At 63.5% G+C, this 16,651-nt stretch carries 19 protein-coding genes; 11 read left to right on the forward strand and 8 right to left on the reverse strand.

What is annotated here, in order from left to right; all coding sequences use genetic code 11:
- Positions 1–21 precede the first annotated feature (21 nt).
- The 3 genes from rplL to ubiG form a co-directional block, all read right to left on the reverse strand.
- Positions 22–396: a 50S ribosomal protein L7/L12 gene (gene rplL, locus ASE85_RS10150; RefSeq protein ID WP_024020785.1), complete on the reverse strand. Its 375-nt coding sequence runs from the start codon at positions 394–396 to the stop codon at positions 22–24.
- A 68-nt stretch (positions 397–464) separates the two neighbouring features.
- A complete protein-coding gene (gene rplJ / locus ASE85_RS10155) occupies positions 465–980 on the reverse strand; it encodes a 50S ribosomal protein L10 (RefSeq protein ID WP_056687431.1) in 516 nt (171 codons plus the stop codon).
- Between the two features lie 342 nt (positions 981–1,322).
- Positions 1,323–2,060, reverse strand: a complete 738-nt coding sequence (ubiG, locus tag ASE85_RS10160; protein WP_056687433.1) for a bifunctional 2-polyprenyl-6-hydroxyphenol methylase/3-demethylubiquinol 3-O-methyltransferase UbiG — start codon at positions 2,058–2,060, stop codon at positions 1,323–1,325.
- A gap of 366 nt (positions 2,061–2,426) precedes the next feature.
- Here ubiG and ASE85_RS10165 point away from each other — a divergent pair, with 366 nt between their 5' ends.
- The 3 genes from ASE85_RS10165 (at position 2,427) to ASE85_RS10175 (ending at position 5,797) form a co-directional block, all read left to right on the forward strand.
- Positions 2,427–3,692 carry an aspartate kinase gene (locus ASE85_RS10165; protein ID WP_056687435.1) on the forward strand — a complete coding sequence of 422 codons (1,266 nt, stop codon included), beginning with the start codon at positions 2,427–2,429 and terminating at the stop codon, positions 3,690–3,692.
- 123 nt (positions 3,693–3,815) lie between these two features.
- Positions 3,816–4,829, forward strand: coding sequence for an NAD(P)H-dependent flavin oxidoreductase (locus ASE85_RS10170; protein ID WP_056687438.1), 1,014 nt, complete (start codon positions 3,816–3,818; stop codon positions 4,827–4,829).
- Positions 4,830–4,915: 86 nt separating this feature from the next.
- Positions 4,916–5,797: a hypothetical protein gene (locus ASE85_RS10175; protein WP_235523473.1), complete on the forward strand. Its 882-nt coding sequence runs from the start codon at positions 4,916–4,918 to the stop codon at positions 5,795–5,797.
- A gap of 383 nt (positions 5,798–6,180) precedes the next feature.
- On the opposite strand, the gene ASE85_RS10180 is transcribed toward ASE85_RS10175, so the two are convergent.
- Positions 6,181–6,615 carry a winged helix-turn-helix transcriptional regulator gene (locus tag ASE85_RS10180; RefSeq protein ID WP_056687442.1) on the reverse strand — a complete coding sequence of 145 codons (435 nt, stop codon included), beginning with the start codon at positions 6,613–6,615 and terminating at the stop codon, positions 6,181–6,183.
- Positions 6,616–6,713: 98 nt separating this feature from the next.
- Between ASE85_RS10180 and ASE85_RS10185 the strand changes: the two genes are divergently transcribed.
- Entirely contained in the window at positions 6,714–7,454 is a 741-nt protein-coding gene (locus ASE85_RS10185; RefSeq protein ID WP_056687444.1) for an SDR family oxidoreductase, read from the forward strand.
- Positions 7,455–7,599: 145 nt separating this feature from the next.
- Positions 7,600–7,920, forward strand: a complete 321-nt coding sequence (locus ASE85_RS10190) for a DMT family transporter (RefSeq protein ID WP_056687446.1) — start codon at positions 7,600–7,602, stop codon at positions 7,918–7,920.
- Here ASE85_RS10190 and ASE85_RS10195 read toward each other — a convergent pair.
- Entirely contained in the window at positions 7,895–8,572 is a 678-nt protein-coding gene (locus tag ASE85_RS10195) for a winged helix-turn-helix transcriptional regulator (protein ID WP_056687448.1), read from the reverse strand. The two genes, ASE85_RS10190 and ASE85_RS10195, sit on opposite strands and share 26 nt — an antisense overlap.
- 112 nt (positions 8,573–8,684) lie before the next feature.
- Between ASE85_RS10195 and ASE85_RS10200 the strand changes: the two genes are divergently transcribed.
- From ASE85_RS10200 to ASE85_RS10220, 5 genes are read left to right on the forward strand one after another with little or no spacing between them, the layout of a single operon-like run.
- Positions 8,685–9,125: a VOC family protein gene (locus ASE85_RS10200; RefSeq protein ID WP_056687450.1), complete on the forward strand. Its 441-nt coding sequence runs from the start codon at positions 8,685–8,687 to the stop codon at positions 9,123–9,125.
- A 23-nt stretch (positions 9,126–9,148) separates the two neighbouring features.
- Complete coding sequence (locus tag ASE85_RS10205; protein WP_056687452.1) at positions 9,149–9,511, forward strand: DUF1428 domain-containing protein; 363 nt, start codon at positions 9,149–9,151, stop codon at positions 9,509–9,511.
- A gap of 36 nt (positions 9,512–9,547) precedes the next feature.
- Positions 9,548–10,345, forward strand: a complete 798-nt coding sequence (locus tag ASE85_RS10210) for a VOC family protein (RefSeq protein ID WP_056688645.1) — start codon at positions 9,548–9,550, stop codon at positions 10,343–10,345.
- Positions 10,345–10,836: a VOC family protein gene (locus ASE85_RS10215; RefSeq protein ID WP_056688647.1), complete on the forward strand. Its 492-nt coding sequence runs from the start codon at positions 10,345–10,347 to the stop codon at positions 10,834–10,836. Before ASE85_RS10210 ends, ASE85_RS10215 begins: the two co-directional genes overlap by 1 nt.
- Positions 10,833–11,300 carry an SRPBCC domain-containing protein gene (locus tag ASE85_RS10220; protein WP_056687453.1) on the forward strand — a complete coding sequence of 156 codons (468 nt, stop codon included), beginning with the start codon at positions 10,833–10,835 and terminating at the stop codon, positions 11,298–11,300. Before ASE85_RS10215 ends, ASE85_RS10220 begins: the two co-directional genes overlap by 4 nt.
- 80 nt (positions 11,301–11,380) lie before the next feature.
- Here the strand turns inward: ASE85_RS10220 and ASE85_RS10225 are convergent, their stop codons facing one another.
- Together ASE85_RS10225 and ASE85_RS10230 are read right to left on the reverse strand one after the other, a co-directional pair.
- Positions 11,381–12,664 carry an oligogalacturonate lyase family protein gene (locus tag ASE85_RS10225; protein ID WP_235523475.1) on the reverse strand — a complete coding sequence of 428 codons (1,284 nt, stop codon included), beginning with the start codon at positions 12,662–12,664 and terminating at the stop codon, positions 11,381–11,383.
- 133 nt (positions 12,665–12,797) lie between these two features.
- Positions 12,798–14,246: an amidohydrolase family protein gene (locus ASE85_RS10230; RefSeq protein ID WP_056687454.1), complete on the reverse strand. Its 1,449-nt coding sequence runs from the start codon at positions 14,244–14,246 to the stop codon at positions 12,798–12,800.
- Positions 14,247–14,339: 93 nt separating this feature from the next.
- Between ASE85_RS10230 and ASE85_RS10235 the strand changes: the two genes are divergently transcribed.
- A complete protein-coding gene (locus tag ASE85_RS10235) occupies positions 14,340–15,191 on the forward strand; it encodes a LysR family transcriptional regulator (RefSeq protein ID WP_268795125.1) in 852 nt (283 codons plus the stop codon).
- A gap of 216 nt (positions 15,192–15,407) precedes the next feature.
- Here the strand turns inward: ASE85_RS10235 and ASE85_RS10240 are convergent, their stop codons facing one another.
- Positions 15,408–16,574, reverse strand: coding sequence for a pyridoxal phosphate-dependent aminotransferase (locus ASE85_RS10240; RefSeq protein WP_056688653.1), 1,167 nt, complete (start codon positions 16,572–16,574; stop codon positions 15,408–15,410).
- Positions 16,575–16,651 lie beyond the last annotated feature (77 nt).

Consider the following 16,651-nt stretch of genomic DNA (forward strand, 5'->3'; position numbering starts at 1 on the left):
GACGCTCCGGGGCCAGTCCGATTACTTCAGCTCGACGGTCGCGCCAGCTTCTTCAAGCTGCTTCTTGACCTTCTCGGCTTCGTCCTTGTTCACGCCTTCCTTGACGGCCTTGGGAGCCGATTCGACCAGCGACTTGGCTTCGGTCAGACCCAGGCCGGTGATGGCGCGGACTTCCTTGATGACGTTGATCTTCTTGCCACCGTCGCCGGTGAGGATCACGTCGAATTCGGTCTGCTCTTCAGCAGCCGGTGCAGCGGCGGCGGCGGCCGGGCCGGCGACGGCGACGGCGGCAGCGGCGCTAACGCCCCACTTTTCTTCCAGAGCCTTCGACAGCTCGGCGGCTTCGAGGACGGTGAGGGCCGAGAGCTGGTCGACCAGAGCGTTGATGTCTGCCATGATATAGTTCCTTTTGTGGGGCGAAATGCCCCGTCAGATGAGGGTCAAAAATCGGGAAGGCGAACGGCTTACGCCGCTTCCTTCTCCGCATAGGCGTTGAAGACGCGCGCAAGCTGCGCAGCCGGTGCCTGGGTGACGGTTGCGAGCTTGGTAGCCGGGGCGACCAGAAGGCCGACCAGCTTCGCACGCAGTTCATCCAGCGACGGCATCGATGCGAGCGCCTTGACGCCCTCCGCATCGAGCAGCACTTCACCCATCGCGCCGCCAACGATCTCAAGCTTGTCGTTGGTCTTGGCGAAATCGATCGCAACCTTGGCGGCTGCAACCGGGTCGACCGAGGTGGCCAGACCAACCGGGCCGGTGAGCAGGTCGCTCAGGCCGGTGTAGCTGGTGCCATCAAGGGCGATACGGGCGAGGCGGTTCTTCGTAACCTTGTAGGTCGCGCCGGCGTCACGCATTTTCTGGCGCAGGACGGTCGACTGTGCGACGGTCATGCCGAGGTTGCGGGTCACGACGACCACGCCAACTTCTGCCAGTTCTGCGTTCAGCGCGGAAACGACATCAGCTTTCTGATTACGATCCATGCCATTACTCCACTTCATGTTCGCTTCGCCTGAACAGCCAAGCGAACGGCTAACACCCACGCCTGACGGCATGGGGCACTAAAGTCCGAAGGGGAGAGATCGACTGGCCCGTGTCCAACAGGATCAGGCAGACCCGAATCGGGCGCATGGCCCGTCCGGTAAAGAACTTTTCCCCGTCTAGGCTGGAGATTAAGAAGGGCATATTCCCTTCACCAACTGTCTCGGACGGAAGACCCGCGCCATTGCCGGCAGGGGTCCGCTGGGCGCGCCATTAGGGCAAAAGGGCGGCTATGTCACGCGGAAAAACGGGCGACGGCGCGGGTCAGCGCTGTCCTATCGTTATCAGGGCTTGTGGCGCGCGGTCAGGAGATAGTTGATCGCGGTGTTGGCGGACAAAGTGAAGCCGCGCCCCGGATCGAAGCTGAGGCCGATATTGTCGGTGACGTCGAGGCCGGCCTGATCGAGCAGCGCGGTCAGTTCGTCGGGCGTGATGAATTTGTGCCAGTCATGCGTGCCCTTGGGAATGCCGCCGACGCTTTCACCGATGGTGATCATGGCGAGGCGGGAGAGCGGCGTACGATTGGGCGTGGACAGGATCATCAGGCCGTCGGGCGAGAGCTTCGCGGCGAGGGCGCGCACGAAGGCGGCGGGGTCGGCGACATGCTCTATCACTTCCATCGAGGTGACGAGATCGAAGCCGGCGTCGGCCATCGCTTCTACCGGGGTGGCGCGATAGTCGATGGTCAGGGCCTGCCCGGCGGCATGGGCGGTGGCTGCGGCGATATTTTCCGGGGCGGCGTCGAGGCCGGTGACGGTAGCGCCGAGGCGGGCGAGCGGTTCGGTGAGCAGGCCCGCGCCACAGCCGACATCGAGGGCGCGTTTGCCTGCGAGCGGACGGAATGCCTGGGCCTCGCCGGGCCAATGCCGGTCGATCGCGGTGCGGATATAGCGCAGGCGCACCGGGTTCAGCTTGTGGAGCATCGCGCTGGAACCGGCGGGATCCCACCAGTCGGCGGCCATCGCGCCGAAATGGGCGGCTTCCTTCGGGTCTATGGTGGCGGTGACGGTTTCGATTGTCATGACTGCCTTCTAGTGGATTGATTTTGACATTTGCATCCCCTGGCGGCTGGGATGGGTCTGCAAATGTCAAAATCGCAAAATCCACTAGAATCAAAAGATTGCTAGTGGTCCGAAAAGATTCTGACATTTGAACACGCCTTATCCGATAGGGTAGCAAATGTCAGAATCGGATCACTAGCAGGGCGACAAGCGAAGGCCAATGTCCGGCCATCCGCTTGAACGGAAAAGCGCCCGCGGCAGGTGATGTCGCGAAGGGGCGTGAAGCGGCGGGATTGCTTGCCATATGCGCCCGCGCTGCTAATAGGAGCGCCGTTTCGCCCCTTTGGGAAATTTTGTTTCACAATAACGAATAGGTTCGACAAGCAAATGGCGCGCATCGTGATGAAATTCGGCGGCACCTCCATGGCGGGGATGGAGCGAATTCGTAACGTGGCGGCGCGTGTCAAACATGTCGTCGAACAGGGGCATGAAGTCGCCGTCGTCGTATCCGCCATGGCCGGCGAGACGGACCGTCTGGTCGGTTTCTGCAAGGAAGCGTCGGCGCTGTACGATCCGGCCGAATATGATGTCGTGGTCGCGGCGGGTGAGCAGATCACCAGCGGATTGCTGGCGATGACGCTCAAGGCGATGGACGTCGATGCGCGGAGCTGGCTGGGCTGGCAATTGCCGATCCGCACGGTCGAGGCGCATGCCAAGGCGCGGGTGAGCGATATCGACACGCTGGACCTGCTGGCGTCGATGCGGTCGGGCACGGTGGCGGTGATCCCCGGTTTCCAGGGCATGATGGCCGATGGCCGCGTGTCGACGCTGGGCCGTGGCGGTTCCGATACGTCGGCGGTCGCCGTGGCCGCCGCGATCAAGGCCGATCGCTGCGACATCTACACCGACGTCGACGGCGTCTATACCACCGACCCGCGTATCGTGGCGCGCGCGCGCAAGCTGAACCTCGTCACCTATGAGGAAATGCTGGAACTGGCATCGGTCGGCGCCAAGGTGTTGCAGACGCGCTCGGTCGGCCTCGCCATGAAGGAGGGCGTGGTGGTGCAGGTGCTGTCGTCCTTCGACGACCCCACGCAGGATGATTTGCCCGGCACGCTGATCGTCAGCGACGTGGAACTGGAAGCCAAGCTCAAGGAAGACAAGATGGAACGTCAGCTCATCACCGGCATCGCCCATGACAAGAATGAGGCGAAGATCATCGTGACGCGCGTACCCGACAAGCCGGGTGCGGTCGCCAATATCTTCGTGCCGCTGGCCGATGCGGCGATCAACGTCGACATGATCATCCAGAATGACAGCAAGGACACGGAAGAGACGGACGTGACCTTCACCGTCCCGCGCGCCGACCTGGCCCGCAGCGTCGATATTTTGGAAGCGAACAAGGACGAGATCGGTTTCCGCCGCATCATCACCGACACCGAAGTCGCCAAGATCAGCGTCGTGGGTGTGGGCATGCGCAGCCATGCGGGCGTCGCCGCCACCATGTTCAAGACGCTGGCCGAGCGCGGCATCAACATCGAGGCGATTTCCACGAGCGAGATCAAGGTTTCGGTGCTGATCGACGAGGATGAGACGGAACTGGCGGTGCGTGTGTTGCATACCGCTTATGGTCTGGATGCGCCGGTGGGTTGATTTTTTGGCGCTCCCCGGTCAGGGGAGTGATGAGGAAGGGCGAGGGTCCGTGTTGCGGCACGCCCTCGGCCGGACCCCTCCCCCGCAGGGGAGGGGCTTTTTTTGATTCTGGAAAGTCCGTTTATGACCCACGCCAAGCTCACTTCCCTCATGGCTCGCGGCACCGAATTTTTCGGGTGCGAGACGGCGATCCTGTGCGGGGCGATGAGTTGGGTCAGTGAGCGCAACCTGGTGGCGGCGATTTCCAATGCCGGCGGGTTCGGCGTGATCGCCTGCGGCGCGATGACGCCGGAACTGCTGGACGCGGAGATTGCGGCGACCAAGGTGCTGACCGACAAGCCGTTCGGCGTGAACCTGATCACCATGCATCCGATGCTGTTCGACCTGATCGATGTGTGCGCCAGGCATGACGTGTCGCATGTCGTGCTGGCTGGTGGCCTGCCGCCCAAGGGCAGCATCGAGGCGATCAAGCAGAAGGGAGCGAAGCTGATCTGCTTTGCGCCTGCGCTGGCGCTGGCGAAGAAGCTGGTGCGGTCGGGCGTGGATGCGCTGGTGGTGGAAGGCATGGAAGCGGGCGGCCATATCGGCCCTGTGGCGACCAGCGTGCTGGCGCAGGAAATATTGCCGGAAATGGCGAGCCAAGTGCCCGTGTTCGTGGCGGGCGGTATCGGTCGGGGCGAGGCGATCGCCGCCTATCTGGAAATGGGCGCGGCCGGCGTGCAACTGGGCACCCGTTTCGCCTGCGCGAGCGAGAGCATCGCCCATCCCAATTTCAAGAAGGCGTTTTTCCGCGCGTCGGCGCGCGATGCGATCGCCAGCGTGCAGATCGACCCGCGCCTGCCGGTCATTCCGGTGCGCGCATTGAAGAATGCCGGCACCGAAGCCTTTACCGCCAAGCAGCGCGAAGTCGCCAACCTGCTCGACAGCGGCACGGTGGACATGATGGAAGCGCAGTTGCAGATCGAACATTATTGGGCCGGGGCGCTGCGCAAGGCGGTGATCGACGGCGATGTCGAGGGCGGGTCGCTGATGGCGGGCCAGTCGGTCGGCATGGTGACGAAGGAAGAGCCGGTCGCGGACATCATCGCGCAACTGATGGCGCAGGCTGCCGAGGCGCTGGAACGGCGAGTCGCTTAAAGGGTTGCGGTGAGTCGCGGGTTAGGCATATTTCCCCTAGCCCAACGCCCGGCATGACCGGTGCTATCGTCCTGCCGGAGAATTTGATGTTGTCCTCGCGCCTTATCGGCCGTCTTTCCCTTGTCTCGCTGGCCGTGCTGGCGGCCTGTTCGACGCCGCCGCCCCCGCCGCCGCCCACCCCGCCGCCGCCGGTGGTGCCGACCGTGCGCCCGGTGCCGCCAGCGAGCGCGGCCGCAGGGATGAGCATCCCCGAAAAGGGCGAGGACGGCAAATATCTGACCGCCAATCGCGGCGTCACGTCCAATACGGCGCTGTGGCATATCCGCATGGCGCTGAACGTCGCGGCGCTCAATTGCGACAAATATGGGCCGACCGCGCGGCTGCAATATAATCAGATATTGGCACAGCATAAGGTGATGCTGAGCAGCGCGAACGCAGCGGTCGATCGCAACTACAGCGTGGCCTATGGCAGTTCGGGCATGGCGTCGCGCGAGCGGCTGAACACGGTGGTCTATAATTTCTTCGCGCTGCCGCCGGTCATCAAGACGTTCTGCCCGGTCGCGGTGACGGTGGGGCAGAAGATCATCGCCATGCCATCCTCGCAATTGCTGGAGGAGGCCCCCGCCCTGCTGGCCGAGCTGGAAAAGCCGTTCCAGGATTTCTATGAGGCCTATGCCGATTATCTGCGGCGGCTGGCCGAATGGCAGTCCCGTTTCGGTGCGACGGTGACGGTCGTCGTGTCGCCGACGCCATTGCCGCCGCCGCCGATCCCGCCGGGTGAGGCCCCGCCCAAGGGCTGGACGCCAAGCTACAAAAGTTCGATGGACGCGACCCAGACGCCGCCGGCTGCCGCACCTGCACGCTCGACCGTCGCGCCGTCAGGTCCGCCCGCGCCGGCGCGGACGTTGCCGGATAACAGCACACCCAAGCTGATCGTGCAGCCGGTGCCTACGACGTCGGGCGAGTAAGCTATCAAACATGTCCGTTCGGGCTGAGTTTGTCGAAGCCTTGTCCTTTCCTACCAAGAAGAAAGGCCCTTCGACAGGCTCAGCGCGAACGGATTTGAGGTAAAACCCACAGCGTCTAGAGCGCGCTGCGTTAAATCCGATGCAGGTCGCGCGCTCCAGTGGATTGATTTTGACATTTGCATCCCCTGGCGGCTGGGATGGGTCTGCAAATGTCAAAATCGTAAAATCCACTAGAATCAATGATTTCTAATGGTCCTGAAAGATTCTGACATTCGATCGCCACATGGCTTCATTCGGTATCGAATGTCAGAATCGGACCACTCGTTTTTTGTTTTCGCATCGTTTTAAGCGAAAAACCGGTTCCCACTTTTCCGCACGATGCTCTAATCGCGCGCATCGAAGCTGGCGCGGGCGGCTTCCACCGTTTCCAGATTGCGACCGGCCCAGACCCATACGCCGCAAAAAGCCGCGCTGAGGCTGTTGCCGAGCGGGGTCAGCGTATAATCGACGCGGGGCGGCACCACCGGGTGGACGGTGCGGGTGAGCAGGCCGTCCCGTTCCATCCGGCGCAACGTCTGGGTCAGCATCTTCTGGCTGATACCCTCCACCGCGCGGCCGATTTGTGTGAAGCGCAGCGTGCCTTTCTCCTCCAGTTCCTCCAGCACCAGCAGCGTCCATTTGTCGGCGATGCGGCCGATCAGCTCATTGACGAGCCGCTCGATTCGCGGGTCGATGTCGGTGGGCGGTTCATGCGCCAGATAATGCTCGGCCTGCGCGATATCGGCGGCGGCGAAGCGGGATTGCAGCGGATTTGCCATTTCTCACCTTTGGGTAACTACAGCACTTTATGGTGCCTACTTTCCAAAAGAGAGTATAGGCCTAGATTGGGTGTCAGCCAATCGAAAGGAGCTGACCCATGCAAAGTTCAGGCAATACCATCCTCATCACCGGCGGCGGATCGGGCATCGGCGCGGCGCTGGCGCATGAATTTCATGCAGCGGGCAATCAGGTCATCATCGCCGGGCGGCGGCAGGCGGCGCTGGACGCGGTCGTGGCCGACCATCCTGGCATGGCGGCGCTGACGCTGGACATGGAAGATCCCGCAGCGATCGTGGCCTTTGCGCAAAAGCTGGTGAAGGATTTTCCGGCGCTCGATGCCGTGTTGCTCAACGCCGGGATCATGGTGGCGGAGGACAAGATCGACCTGGCGATCGCGGAGGCCACGGTGGCGACCAATCTGCTCGGTCCGATCCGGCTTGCCCATGCGCTGCTGCCGCATCTGGAAGCGCAGGCGGCGTCGACCATCCTGACCGTGTCGTCGGGGCTGGCCTTCGTCCCGCTGGCCGCGACGCCGACCTACAGCGCGACCAAGGCGGCGATCCATGGCTGGTCGCTGGCGATGCGCGAACAGCTCAGGGCGACGCGGGTGGAGGTGGTCGAGATCGTGCCGCCCGGCGTGCAGACGGACCTGATGCCCGGCCATGCGGAGAATGACCAGATGATGCCGCTGGCCGACTTCATCGCGGAGACGATGGCGCTGTTGCGGCAGCAGCCGACCCCGGCGGAAATCCATGTCGAGCGGGTGAAGTTTTTGAGCGAGGCGACGCAGCGAGGGGAGTTTGCGCAGGTGTTCGGGATGTTGAACGGGGCGCATTGAGCGCGCTCGGCCTGTCGAAGTTCAGAAAAGGGCTTCGACAGGTTCAGCCCGAGCGGGTATGAGCGTGGCAGCGAGGCCACGTCCTCCACCCCTGCGGGTCTTCAAGTCCGGGACGGCCCGGCTCTCTGTTGGAAGGAGAGCCGTCATGGCCTGGGTCTATCTCTTCATTGCCGGTATATTGGAAATCGTCTGGGCCTTTGCGATGAAACAGTCGCATGGGTTCAGCCGGCTGGTGCCGAGCCTTATCACTTTGGGTGCGATGGTCGCCAGTTTCGGATTGCTGTCGCTGGCGATGCGCAGCCTGCCGCTGGGCACGGCCTATATGATCTGGACCGGGATCGGGGCGCTGGGCGCCTTTGCGGTCGGGGTCGCCTTTCTGGGCGAGGGGATCAGCGCCGCGCGACTGGTCGCGGCGGGGCTGATCCTTGGCGGGCTGGTGCTCATGAAGCTGTCGGCGCAGGGCTGACCATGTCGGGCGCCTTGGGGGGCAGGGGGAAGAGCGTGGCGAAATGGTCTGCCAGCGCCTCGTCCCCCTCGACCGTCAACAGGACATCGGCATAGCGCGCACCGCCATAGAGGACCGCGATCAGGCTATTCTGGTCGCCGCTGAGGATCGTGTCTGCGCCAGCGGCCACGCCCCGGTCGATCAGGACATCACCCTTTGCCAAGGTGGCGCGAAACTCTTCCTCACCGAAGCGGAAGCCGATGGTGGTGTTCAGGTCGCCGATGCGGCTGCGGTCGATCATCGTGCGCATCGACAGGATGACCGACACCGGACTCATCGGCTTGCCCGGCTCCATCGTGGGTGATCGGCAGGCCCAGCGGCCCAGCACCTGGAACAATATTTCCGATTCGCGGCCCCAGTCCGTCAGTTCGTAGATCTGGCTGGCGGCAGGCGGGGGCAGGCGGCGGCGGACGAGGATACTGGATGCTTCCAGTTCCTCCAGCCTTTGCGTCAGCACATTGGCGCTGATTCCGGGCAGGCCGGCGCGCAGGTCGGTGAAGCGCTTTGGCCCCAGCATCAGTTCGCGCATGATCGGCATCGCCCAGCGATCCCCGATGATGTCGAGGGCGTGGGCGACGGCACAACCGTCCTGATAGGCGCGTTTTTGGCTCATGGTTATCTTTTCTAACGTAACAGTTGCATAAAGTAATTACCAAGCGCACAAAGTTCAAGCGGTGAGTCGCATAAGAGATGCGATCGTCGGGAAAGTTCAGAGGAGAAGCGTGATGGCAAATGAACCCGCTCCGAAGATGATTTTCGTCAACCTGCCCGTCAGCGACCTTCGCGCTTCGATCGCTTTCTATGGAGCGGTGGGCGCGGTGCCGAACCGGGATTTCGCCGATGACAGCGCGCAGATGATGAACCTGTCCGAAACGATCCATGTGATGTTGCTGACCCATGACCGGTTTCGCAGCTTCACGCCCCGCGCCATCCCCGATGCGCATGAAACCGCGCAGGTGCTGCTGTGCTTGAGCGAGACGAGCCGCGATGCCGTGAATGCGACGGTGGATAAGGCGTTGGCGGCGGGCGGCAGCGAGCCGAACCCGACGCAGGATCATGGCTTCATGTTCGGCCGCAATTTCGCCGACCCGGATGGTCATATCTGGGAAGTGATGTGGATGGATATGGACGCCATGATGGCGGCCGGCCAGCCTGCCACCGCCTGAACGAAGATAAGAGGAGAGAGACAATGGCCTATATGGACGGTTTCGTGATCCCGGTGCCCAAGGGCAACAAGGAACGCTATCGCGAGGTTGCGGCCTTTGCCGCGCCGATCTTCATCGAATATGGCGCGTTGCGCGTGGTGGAATGCTGGGCGAACGACGTGAAGGTCGGCAAGACCAACGACTTCCGTACCGCTGTGATCGCGGAAGAGGATGAGGAGGTCGTCTTTTCCTGGATCGAATGGCCCGACAAGGCCACCCGCGACGCCGGCGCCGAGAAGGTCATGAAGGATGAACGGATGCAACCCAAGGAGGGCGAGGACATGCCCTTCATCGGCGCGCGGTTGATCTATGGCGGGTTCGAGGTGCTGCTGGACGCGAAGGCCTGACCTTCCTGCCCTGACCTCCATGCAAGGAGACAGATGATGACCGACTCTACCGGCAAATTCTTCTGGTATGAATTGATGACCAGTGATCCGCAGGCGGCGCTGGCTTTTTATGGCGATGTGCTGGGTTGGAGCCATGCGCCCTTTGGCGGCGATCTGGGCGAACCCTATCATGTCGTATCCGGCAGCGCAGGCGCGGTCGGCGGGATCATGGCGATCCCGGCCGAAGCCAAGGACTGCGGCATGACGCCCTGGTGGGGCGGCTATATGGGATCGGCGGATGTCGATGCGGATGCGCAGCGGCTGGGTACGGCAGGCGGCAAGGTGATGCGGCCGGCCGAGGATATTCCCGGCGTCGGGCGCTTTGCGGTGATGGCCGATCCGGGCGGTGCTGTCTTCATGCTGCTGAAGGGATCGAGCGACGAAGGGATGGAGGCGGCCCCGCCCATGGCGCTGGGCCATGTCGGCTGGCATGAGTTATATGCAGGCGACTTCGACAAGGATCTGGCCTTCTACACCGGACAGTTGGGTTGGACGACCGGGGACGCCATGGATATGGGCGAGATGGGCAGTTACCAGTTGGTGTCGCAGACCGGCGGCAGCGATTTTCAGGACATGACGGGCGGCATCATGCCGATCCCGAAGGAAATGCCCCGGCCGGCCTGGCTCTTCTACTTCGTCGTCGGCGATATCGATGTCGCGGTGGAGACAGTGAAGGCCAGCCGCGGCACGGTGCTGAATGGCCCGACGGAGGTGCCAGGTGGCGGCTGGATCGTGCAGGCGCGCGATCCGCAGGGCGCGATGTTCGCGGCTGTAGGCAGCAAGGCGGCGGCATGATGGACAAGATCACCCCCTGCCTCTGGTTCGATGGCAAGGCCCAAGAGGCGGCGCAATTCTATGTGTCCGTCTTTGGCGGGTCGATCGACCATGTCAGCTACTATCCGCAGGAGAATCCGTCGCCATCGCCGCTGCCGGGTGGCAGCGTGCTGCTGGTCGAATTCACCCTGTTCGGACAAAGCTATCAGGCGCTGAATGGCGGGCCGCAATTCAGCTTCGACGAGGCGATATCGCTGTCTGTGGCGTGTGCGGACCAGGCGGAACTGGATCGCCATTTCGACGCGCTGACCGCCGATGGCGGCAAGGATGGACCGTGCGGGTGGGTCACCGACAAATATGGCCTGTGCTGGCAATTGGTGACGCGCCAGATCATGGACAATTACAAGACCGATGACCGCGAGGGCATAGCCCGGATGATGGGGGTGATGATGACGATGCGGAAGCTGGACACCGCCGCGATGCAGGCGGCGTTCGAAGGGAAAACGGCATGAACAGTGCTGAACATATATTGTCGGTGACCTGTCATATCGCCGCGCCGCGCGAGATATGCTGGAAGGTGTGGACCGACCTGAAGGAAGAATGGTTCTGCCCCAAGCCCTGGCGCGCGGAGGTGATCGAACAGGATTTGCGCCCCGGCGGGCGCAGCGCGGTGCAGATGTTCGGGCCGAATGGCGAGGAAACAGGGCCGATGGAGGGCGTGTTCCTGGAGGTGGTGCCGAACGCGTTGGCGGTGACGAGCGATGCCTATGCGGCGGGCTGGGTGCCGCAGACTCCTTTCATCACTGCCGTCTGGCACTTTGTCGAGGAAGGGGACGGCACGCGCTTCACCGCCACAGCGCGCCATTGGGATGCCGAGGCCAAGGCGCGGCATGAGGCAATGGGCTTTCATCCCGGCTGGGACATGATGATGGAGCAGTTCAAGGCATTGTGCGAAACGTCGGCGGCGAGTGCCTGATATCGGCGCGCTATGACGTAGACTTATATGGAGCGTTCCCCGGCCTGCGCCGGGGAGCAGATTGTGGCACTATATCTGTTTTATTCCGGCTTTGCCACTTCCACCGCGTAGATGGCCGGCTTACCCTCCACATTGGCGCGGTAGACCAGCCATTTGCCGTCGGGCGTGAAATGCTGGTTGGGTTCCAGGGTATAATCCTGTTTCGACAGGTCGGCGAGCCGATCGGTTTGCAGGTCGCCGGCCGCGATCAGCCTGTCGCCGTCCAGCGTGTCCGGGACGCGGGGATTTGTGTCGGCGCGGGGATGAAAGAGGCTGATATATTTGCCATCATCATTGCCGTCGCCGGAAAAGAGGCGATTGTCCGGCGAGGAACTGTAATGATAGCTGCCTTGCCCTTCACCCAGCTTGTACCAGATGCGCTTGCCGCTCACCACGTCGAGACTGGCGAGCCAGCGCACGCCCATCGGCTGGATGAGGTCGTACCAGATGGTGCGGCCGTCGGGTGGCCAATATTCATGGCCGGCTATTTCGCCCTGAAAGGTGCGCTGATGCACCTTCGTCTTCTGGCTGCCGTCGGTGCGGATGGTCCAGATGCGGTCGACTTTCTGCCAGGGGCCTTCATGGCAATAGGATAGCAGGGTCGGGTCCGATGGCGAGAAAAGGACGTGGTTCAGCCAGTCGTTGGACTGGGTGACGGTCTTCCGTTCGCCGGTGCGGATGTCGATGGTGAAGATTTCCATCGGGACCCCGGCGGCGAGGCGCTTGGCCATCCATTGTTCCTTGGCGACCGCGAAAGGCAGGGGCTTCCCGTCCGGGCCGTTGGCGGCATAGGTGGGGGAGCCGGTTTTCGGATCGCGATTGCCCTGCGCGGCGATGGCGGCGGGCGGCGGTTCCAGTTCGCGATGGCCGGCCAGCAGCGTGTCGTCGGCGTTGATGGAGGCGATGCGGCCGCCGGGCAGGTCGGCGATGCGGCGACGCTTGCCGGTGTCGAGATCGACCGACCAGATGGTGGAGGCGGCTTCGTTGCCGATCGGACTGGTGCTGTAATAGGCGACGGGCGTGCTGTTGCCGACGAAGAGCAGCCGGTCGATCTTTTCCTTCAGTACCAGCTTCGTGGTCCAGTTGGCCGTGTCGGCAACGCGGATGCCCTCCGGCGTCAGGTAGATCATCCGCTTCCCGTCCGGCGTGAACGGGTTATAGTTGAAATAGAGACCGTAATTGCCGGGCCGGTCATCTACCCGCACGATGCGGTGGCCGGTGGTGGCGTCGATCCATGATGCGGGCATGGCAGCTTTTTGGGGCGCCGGAGCCGCCGCGACCAGCAACGGCAACAGTCCCATCAGAGCCAGCCCTTTTCCGCGCATCTTCGTCTCCAAATATCCATTTTGTGGAACGTGGTAACGCATGGTGGAAATTTAGGCAATGCTTGGTCGCCGGTGTCTGCCTTGAGCCAGCCTGGTATCCTGCTGGAGAGAAATCAGGCTATGTCTGCTCGCGTCAGGGGGCCTTGTTCCAGTTTGCGACCTTTTCCTTCGTGTCGGCCAGCATCCCGTCGAGCGCGGCGCGGTCGTAGGGTTTTCCGCGCATGACGACCGTGGCGATCGCGCGGGTCGCCTCGATATCCTTGAGCGGATTGCGGTCGAGGAGGACGAGGTCGGCGGCCTTTCCGGCTTCCACGCTGCCATAACGGTCGAGCTGGCCGAACCAGGCCGGGCCGGCGCGGGTGGCGGAGAACAGGGCCTGGGCGGGTGTGAGGCCTTGGCGGACGAACAGCGAGAGTTCGTCGTGCAGGCCGATGCCGGGATAGTTGAAACTGTTCAGGAAACCCGCGTCGGTGCCGGCGATGATCGTGACGCCCGCCTTTTGCAGCAACGGAAGGATGGCGGCCATGCGTTCGAAATGCTCATGGCGTGCCGTGATGGCGGCGGCATCGGCCCCTGCCGCACGCTGGATGCGCCAGTCATAGGTCTTGCGCAGCTTCGGCCCGATATAGGCGAGATAGGCATCGTTCGCGTGGGTGTCGCGATCGAGATAGGTCAGGATGCGGCTGCCATTGAGGGTCGGGGTGACGAACACGCCCTTCGCGGCGAAATTGCGATAGGCGGCCATGGCGGTGGCGCTGTCGAAACCACTGTCGAGCCGGCGGCTGGCCTCCGCCCGGTCGATGCGGCCCGCAGCGAAATCGGCGGCGATGGCGGCTTCGTCATTCACCCCGGCCTTATAGGCATAGTCGAGATGCTCGATCGAACTGATGCCGGCGTCCACCGCCTGCCCCACGGTCAGCGCCATGGGGATATGGCCGGAACTGCGCAGGCCATGCGCCTTCGCCTGCGCCACGGCGTAGAGGAACAAGTCGGGCTTCAGTGTGCTGTCGGTGATCTTCACGAAGTCGACATGGTCGCGTTGCTGGAGCCGGGTGATGGCGGCGTCGACATCGGCCTTGCTGCCGACCTCGATCGTACCCTTCCAGACAGGGGAAATCCCCTCGATCTTAGCGCCGGAGGAGAGCAGGCGCGGGCCGAACAGACTGAAGTTGGCGATGTCGTGGCGCCATTGGAGGACGGTTTCGGGCAAATCGCCCGAACAGTCGCGGATGGTGGTGATGCCATGGGCGACATAGAGGGGGAGAAGCGCCTTATTCTCCTCGATCAGGTCCGGGCCGCCGCCGAAATGGACGTGCATGTCCCAGAGCGCGGGGATGAGGAAGCGGCCCTTGCCCTCGATCGCACCGGTCGCGCGCCAAGCCCTGGCTATCGCCTTGTCCGGGCCGACGGCGACGATATCTTCGCCGCGCAGGACCACGGCCTGATCCGCATCGGCGCGGCCCTGTTCGACGTCGATGACCGAGACATGGCGGATGATCATGTCGGCCCGTTGGGGAGCGGCGCGCGCTGGGCCGGCAATGAGCGCGATCAGGGGCAAGGTGGTGGCCAGCAGGGTCTTCATCGTCGGTCCGCGCTCCAGAGGGGAAATATAACTCTAGCGGCGCCCTCATCATGCGCAAATTAGATGTTGGAATGGATAGCATGCGGATTGATAATGGCGGTCATGTTCGATCCCCGCCTGCTGCGCAGCCTTGTCGCCATTGCCGATAGCGGCAATTTCACCCATGCAGCCGAGCGGCTGAACATGACCCAGTCGACCATCAGCCAGCAGATCGGCCGACTGGAGGCGATGACGGGGCACAGGCTGGTCGATCGGTCGGCGCGGCCGGTGTGCCTGACCGCGATGGGCGAGCGGCTGATCGGCCATGCGCGGCGGATCTTGCTGTTGAACGAGGATGCCGCGCTGCTGCTGCGCGATCCGGCGGGGACGGTAGCGATCTCGATCGGTCTGCCGGAGGATCTGGCGACGGGTGCGATGGCGCAGGCCTTTGCCGGTTTTGCGCGGGCGCACCGGCATATCAGGCTGGATGCGACCACCGGCCTCAGCCGCGATCTGGCGCAGCGATACCGGCAGGGGGAGTTCGATGTCGTCATCGTGAAGGAGGCCGTGGCAGGGCCGGATTGCCGTGCGGCCTTCGCCGAGCCGCTGGGCTGGTTCGCGGCGGCGGGTGTGGAGACGGTGGATGAGGCGGCGTTGCCATTGGTCTGCTTCCCGGCAGGCGGGCTGTACCGCGAGCAGATGTTCGCGCTGCTGGAGCGGGAGGGGCGGCGCTGGTTCGTCGCATTTTCGGGGAGTAGCCTGCAAAGCGTCGTGGCGGCGGTCGCGGCCGGGGTTGGCGTGTCGCTGCTGCCGCTGGCGGGCGTGGGCGCGGCGGCGGTGGCGCGGCGGCACGATCTGGGCGGGGTCGAGCCGATGCTGGTGTCCCTCTACGCCCGCGAAGGGGACGGGCCGCTGGCGGATCTGGGGCGGGAGATGATCGCGGTGCTGGCGGCGCGGGCGGGATGAGTTTGGTTCTCCCTCCTGTTTGCGGGAGGGGCCAGGAGCTGGGCTGGACGTTGCGATGCCCACCCGGCTGCAACTAACGCGCTGCGCCCGTAAGTCTCGCTGCCCCTCCCGCAGGCGGGAGGGGAATGACTTGTTCCCACCTTCATTCACCATCACCAAAAAAGGCGCCCGGTTGCCCGGACGCCTTTCTGCGTGCCTATGGGAGGCTCCGGCCTTTCAGGCCTTGTAGACCTTGTCCACGGCGGCGCGGAACTTGGCCATGTCATCGGCTGAACCGACGGTCACGCGCGAGACTGTGGGCCAGATGGGCCAGTTGCGGCCGATCTGCACCTTTTCGGGCGTGGCGAGCAGGGCGGCCTGCATCTCCTTGGCCGGCTTCTTCCAGTTGATCATGAACATGTTCGCCTGGCTGCCGGGCTGCACTTCGATGCCCTTCTTGGTCAGCCATGCGATGGTTTCGTCGCGGTTGGCGATCATTTCCGCGCGGCGCGCCTTGATGAGGGCGGCTTCCTTGTAGACCGCATTGCCGCAGTGCATGGCGGTGATGGCAAGGCCGCCGGCCGAGGGTCCGAAGAGCGAGATGCGCTTCTGGACTTCGGGATCGGCGAAGGTGAGGCCGAGGCGAACACCGGCCATGCCGAACAGCTTCGAGAAGGTCCGCATGACGATGATGTCCTTGCGGTTGCCGATCAGGCTGGCAGCGCTGGGCGCTTCGGAGAAGTGGATATAGGCTTCGTCCACCAGCAGCATCGCGTCGGCGGGCTTGTTGTCCAGCAGCCACTTGATGTCGGCCAGCGGGGTGATGGTGCCGGTCGGGTTGTTGGGCGTGCAGATATAATAGAGGCCGGCGTTCGGGTTGGCGGCCAGCATCGCCTTGACGTCATGGCCCTTGCCGATCGCCTGGGGGGCCTTGGCGATGGGAGCCTTCATATAGTCGGCGGTGCGCCAGGCGGATTCGAAGGTCGGATCGGCCGTCACCAGCCCCTTGGTCGGCGAGCAATAGGCCGCGACGATGCTGACCAGCGGGCCGCCCGAACCGGGCCAAGGCATGACCTGCGCTTCGGGGATGCCTTCGACCGCGGCGACGGTGGTGATCAGGTCGCCCTTATAATTGTCCGGGTCGTACCAGTTACCGAACGAGGCGGCTTCGGCGGCGGCCTGAACGCCCGAAGGGAAGGGGCCGGTCCAGCATTCGTTGGAGCCGATGCGTACCGCACCCTTGACGCCGCGGGCGGCCTGTTGCTGCGCGAGGGCCGATCCACCCAGCAGCGAACTGGCGGCGACACCGGCACCCAGCAATGCGGCGACTTCGCCCAACTGGCGGCGCGAATAGCCGCGTTCGATCAGGTCTTCCTGCGCGTCCTTGTTCAGCATCATGGTCATGTCGTCCGTCCCCTTGTCCTGCAAACAATCTGGTCATGGGGAAAGACGAAAGGGCGGCGCATTTCCGCAATGCGTTG

The organism is Sphingobium sp. Leaf26, assembly GCF_001421665.1.
Lineage (GTDB): Bacteria > Pseudomonadota > Alphaproteobacteria > Sphingomonadales > Sphingomonadaceae > Sphingobium.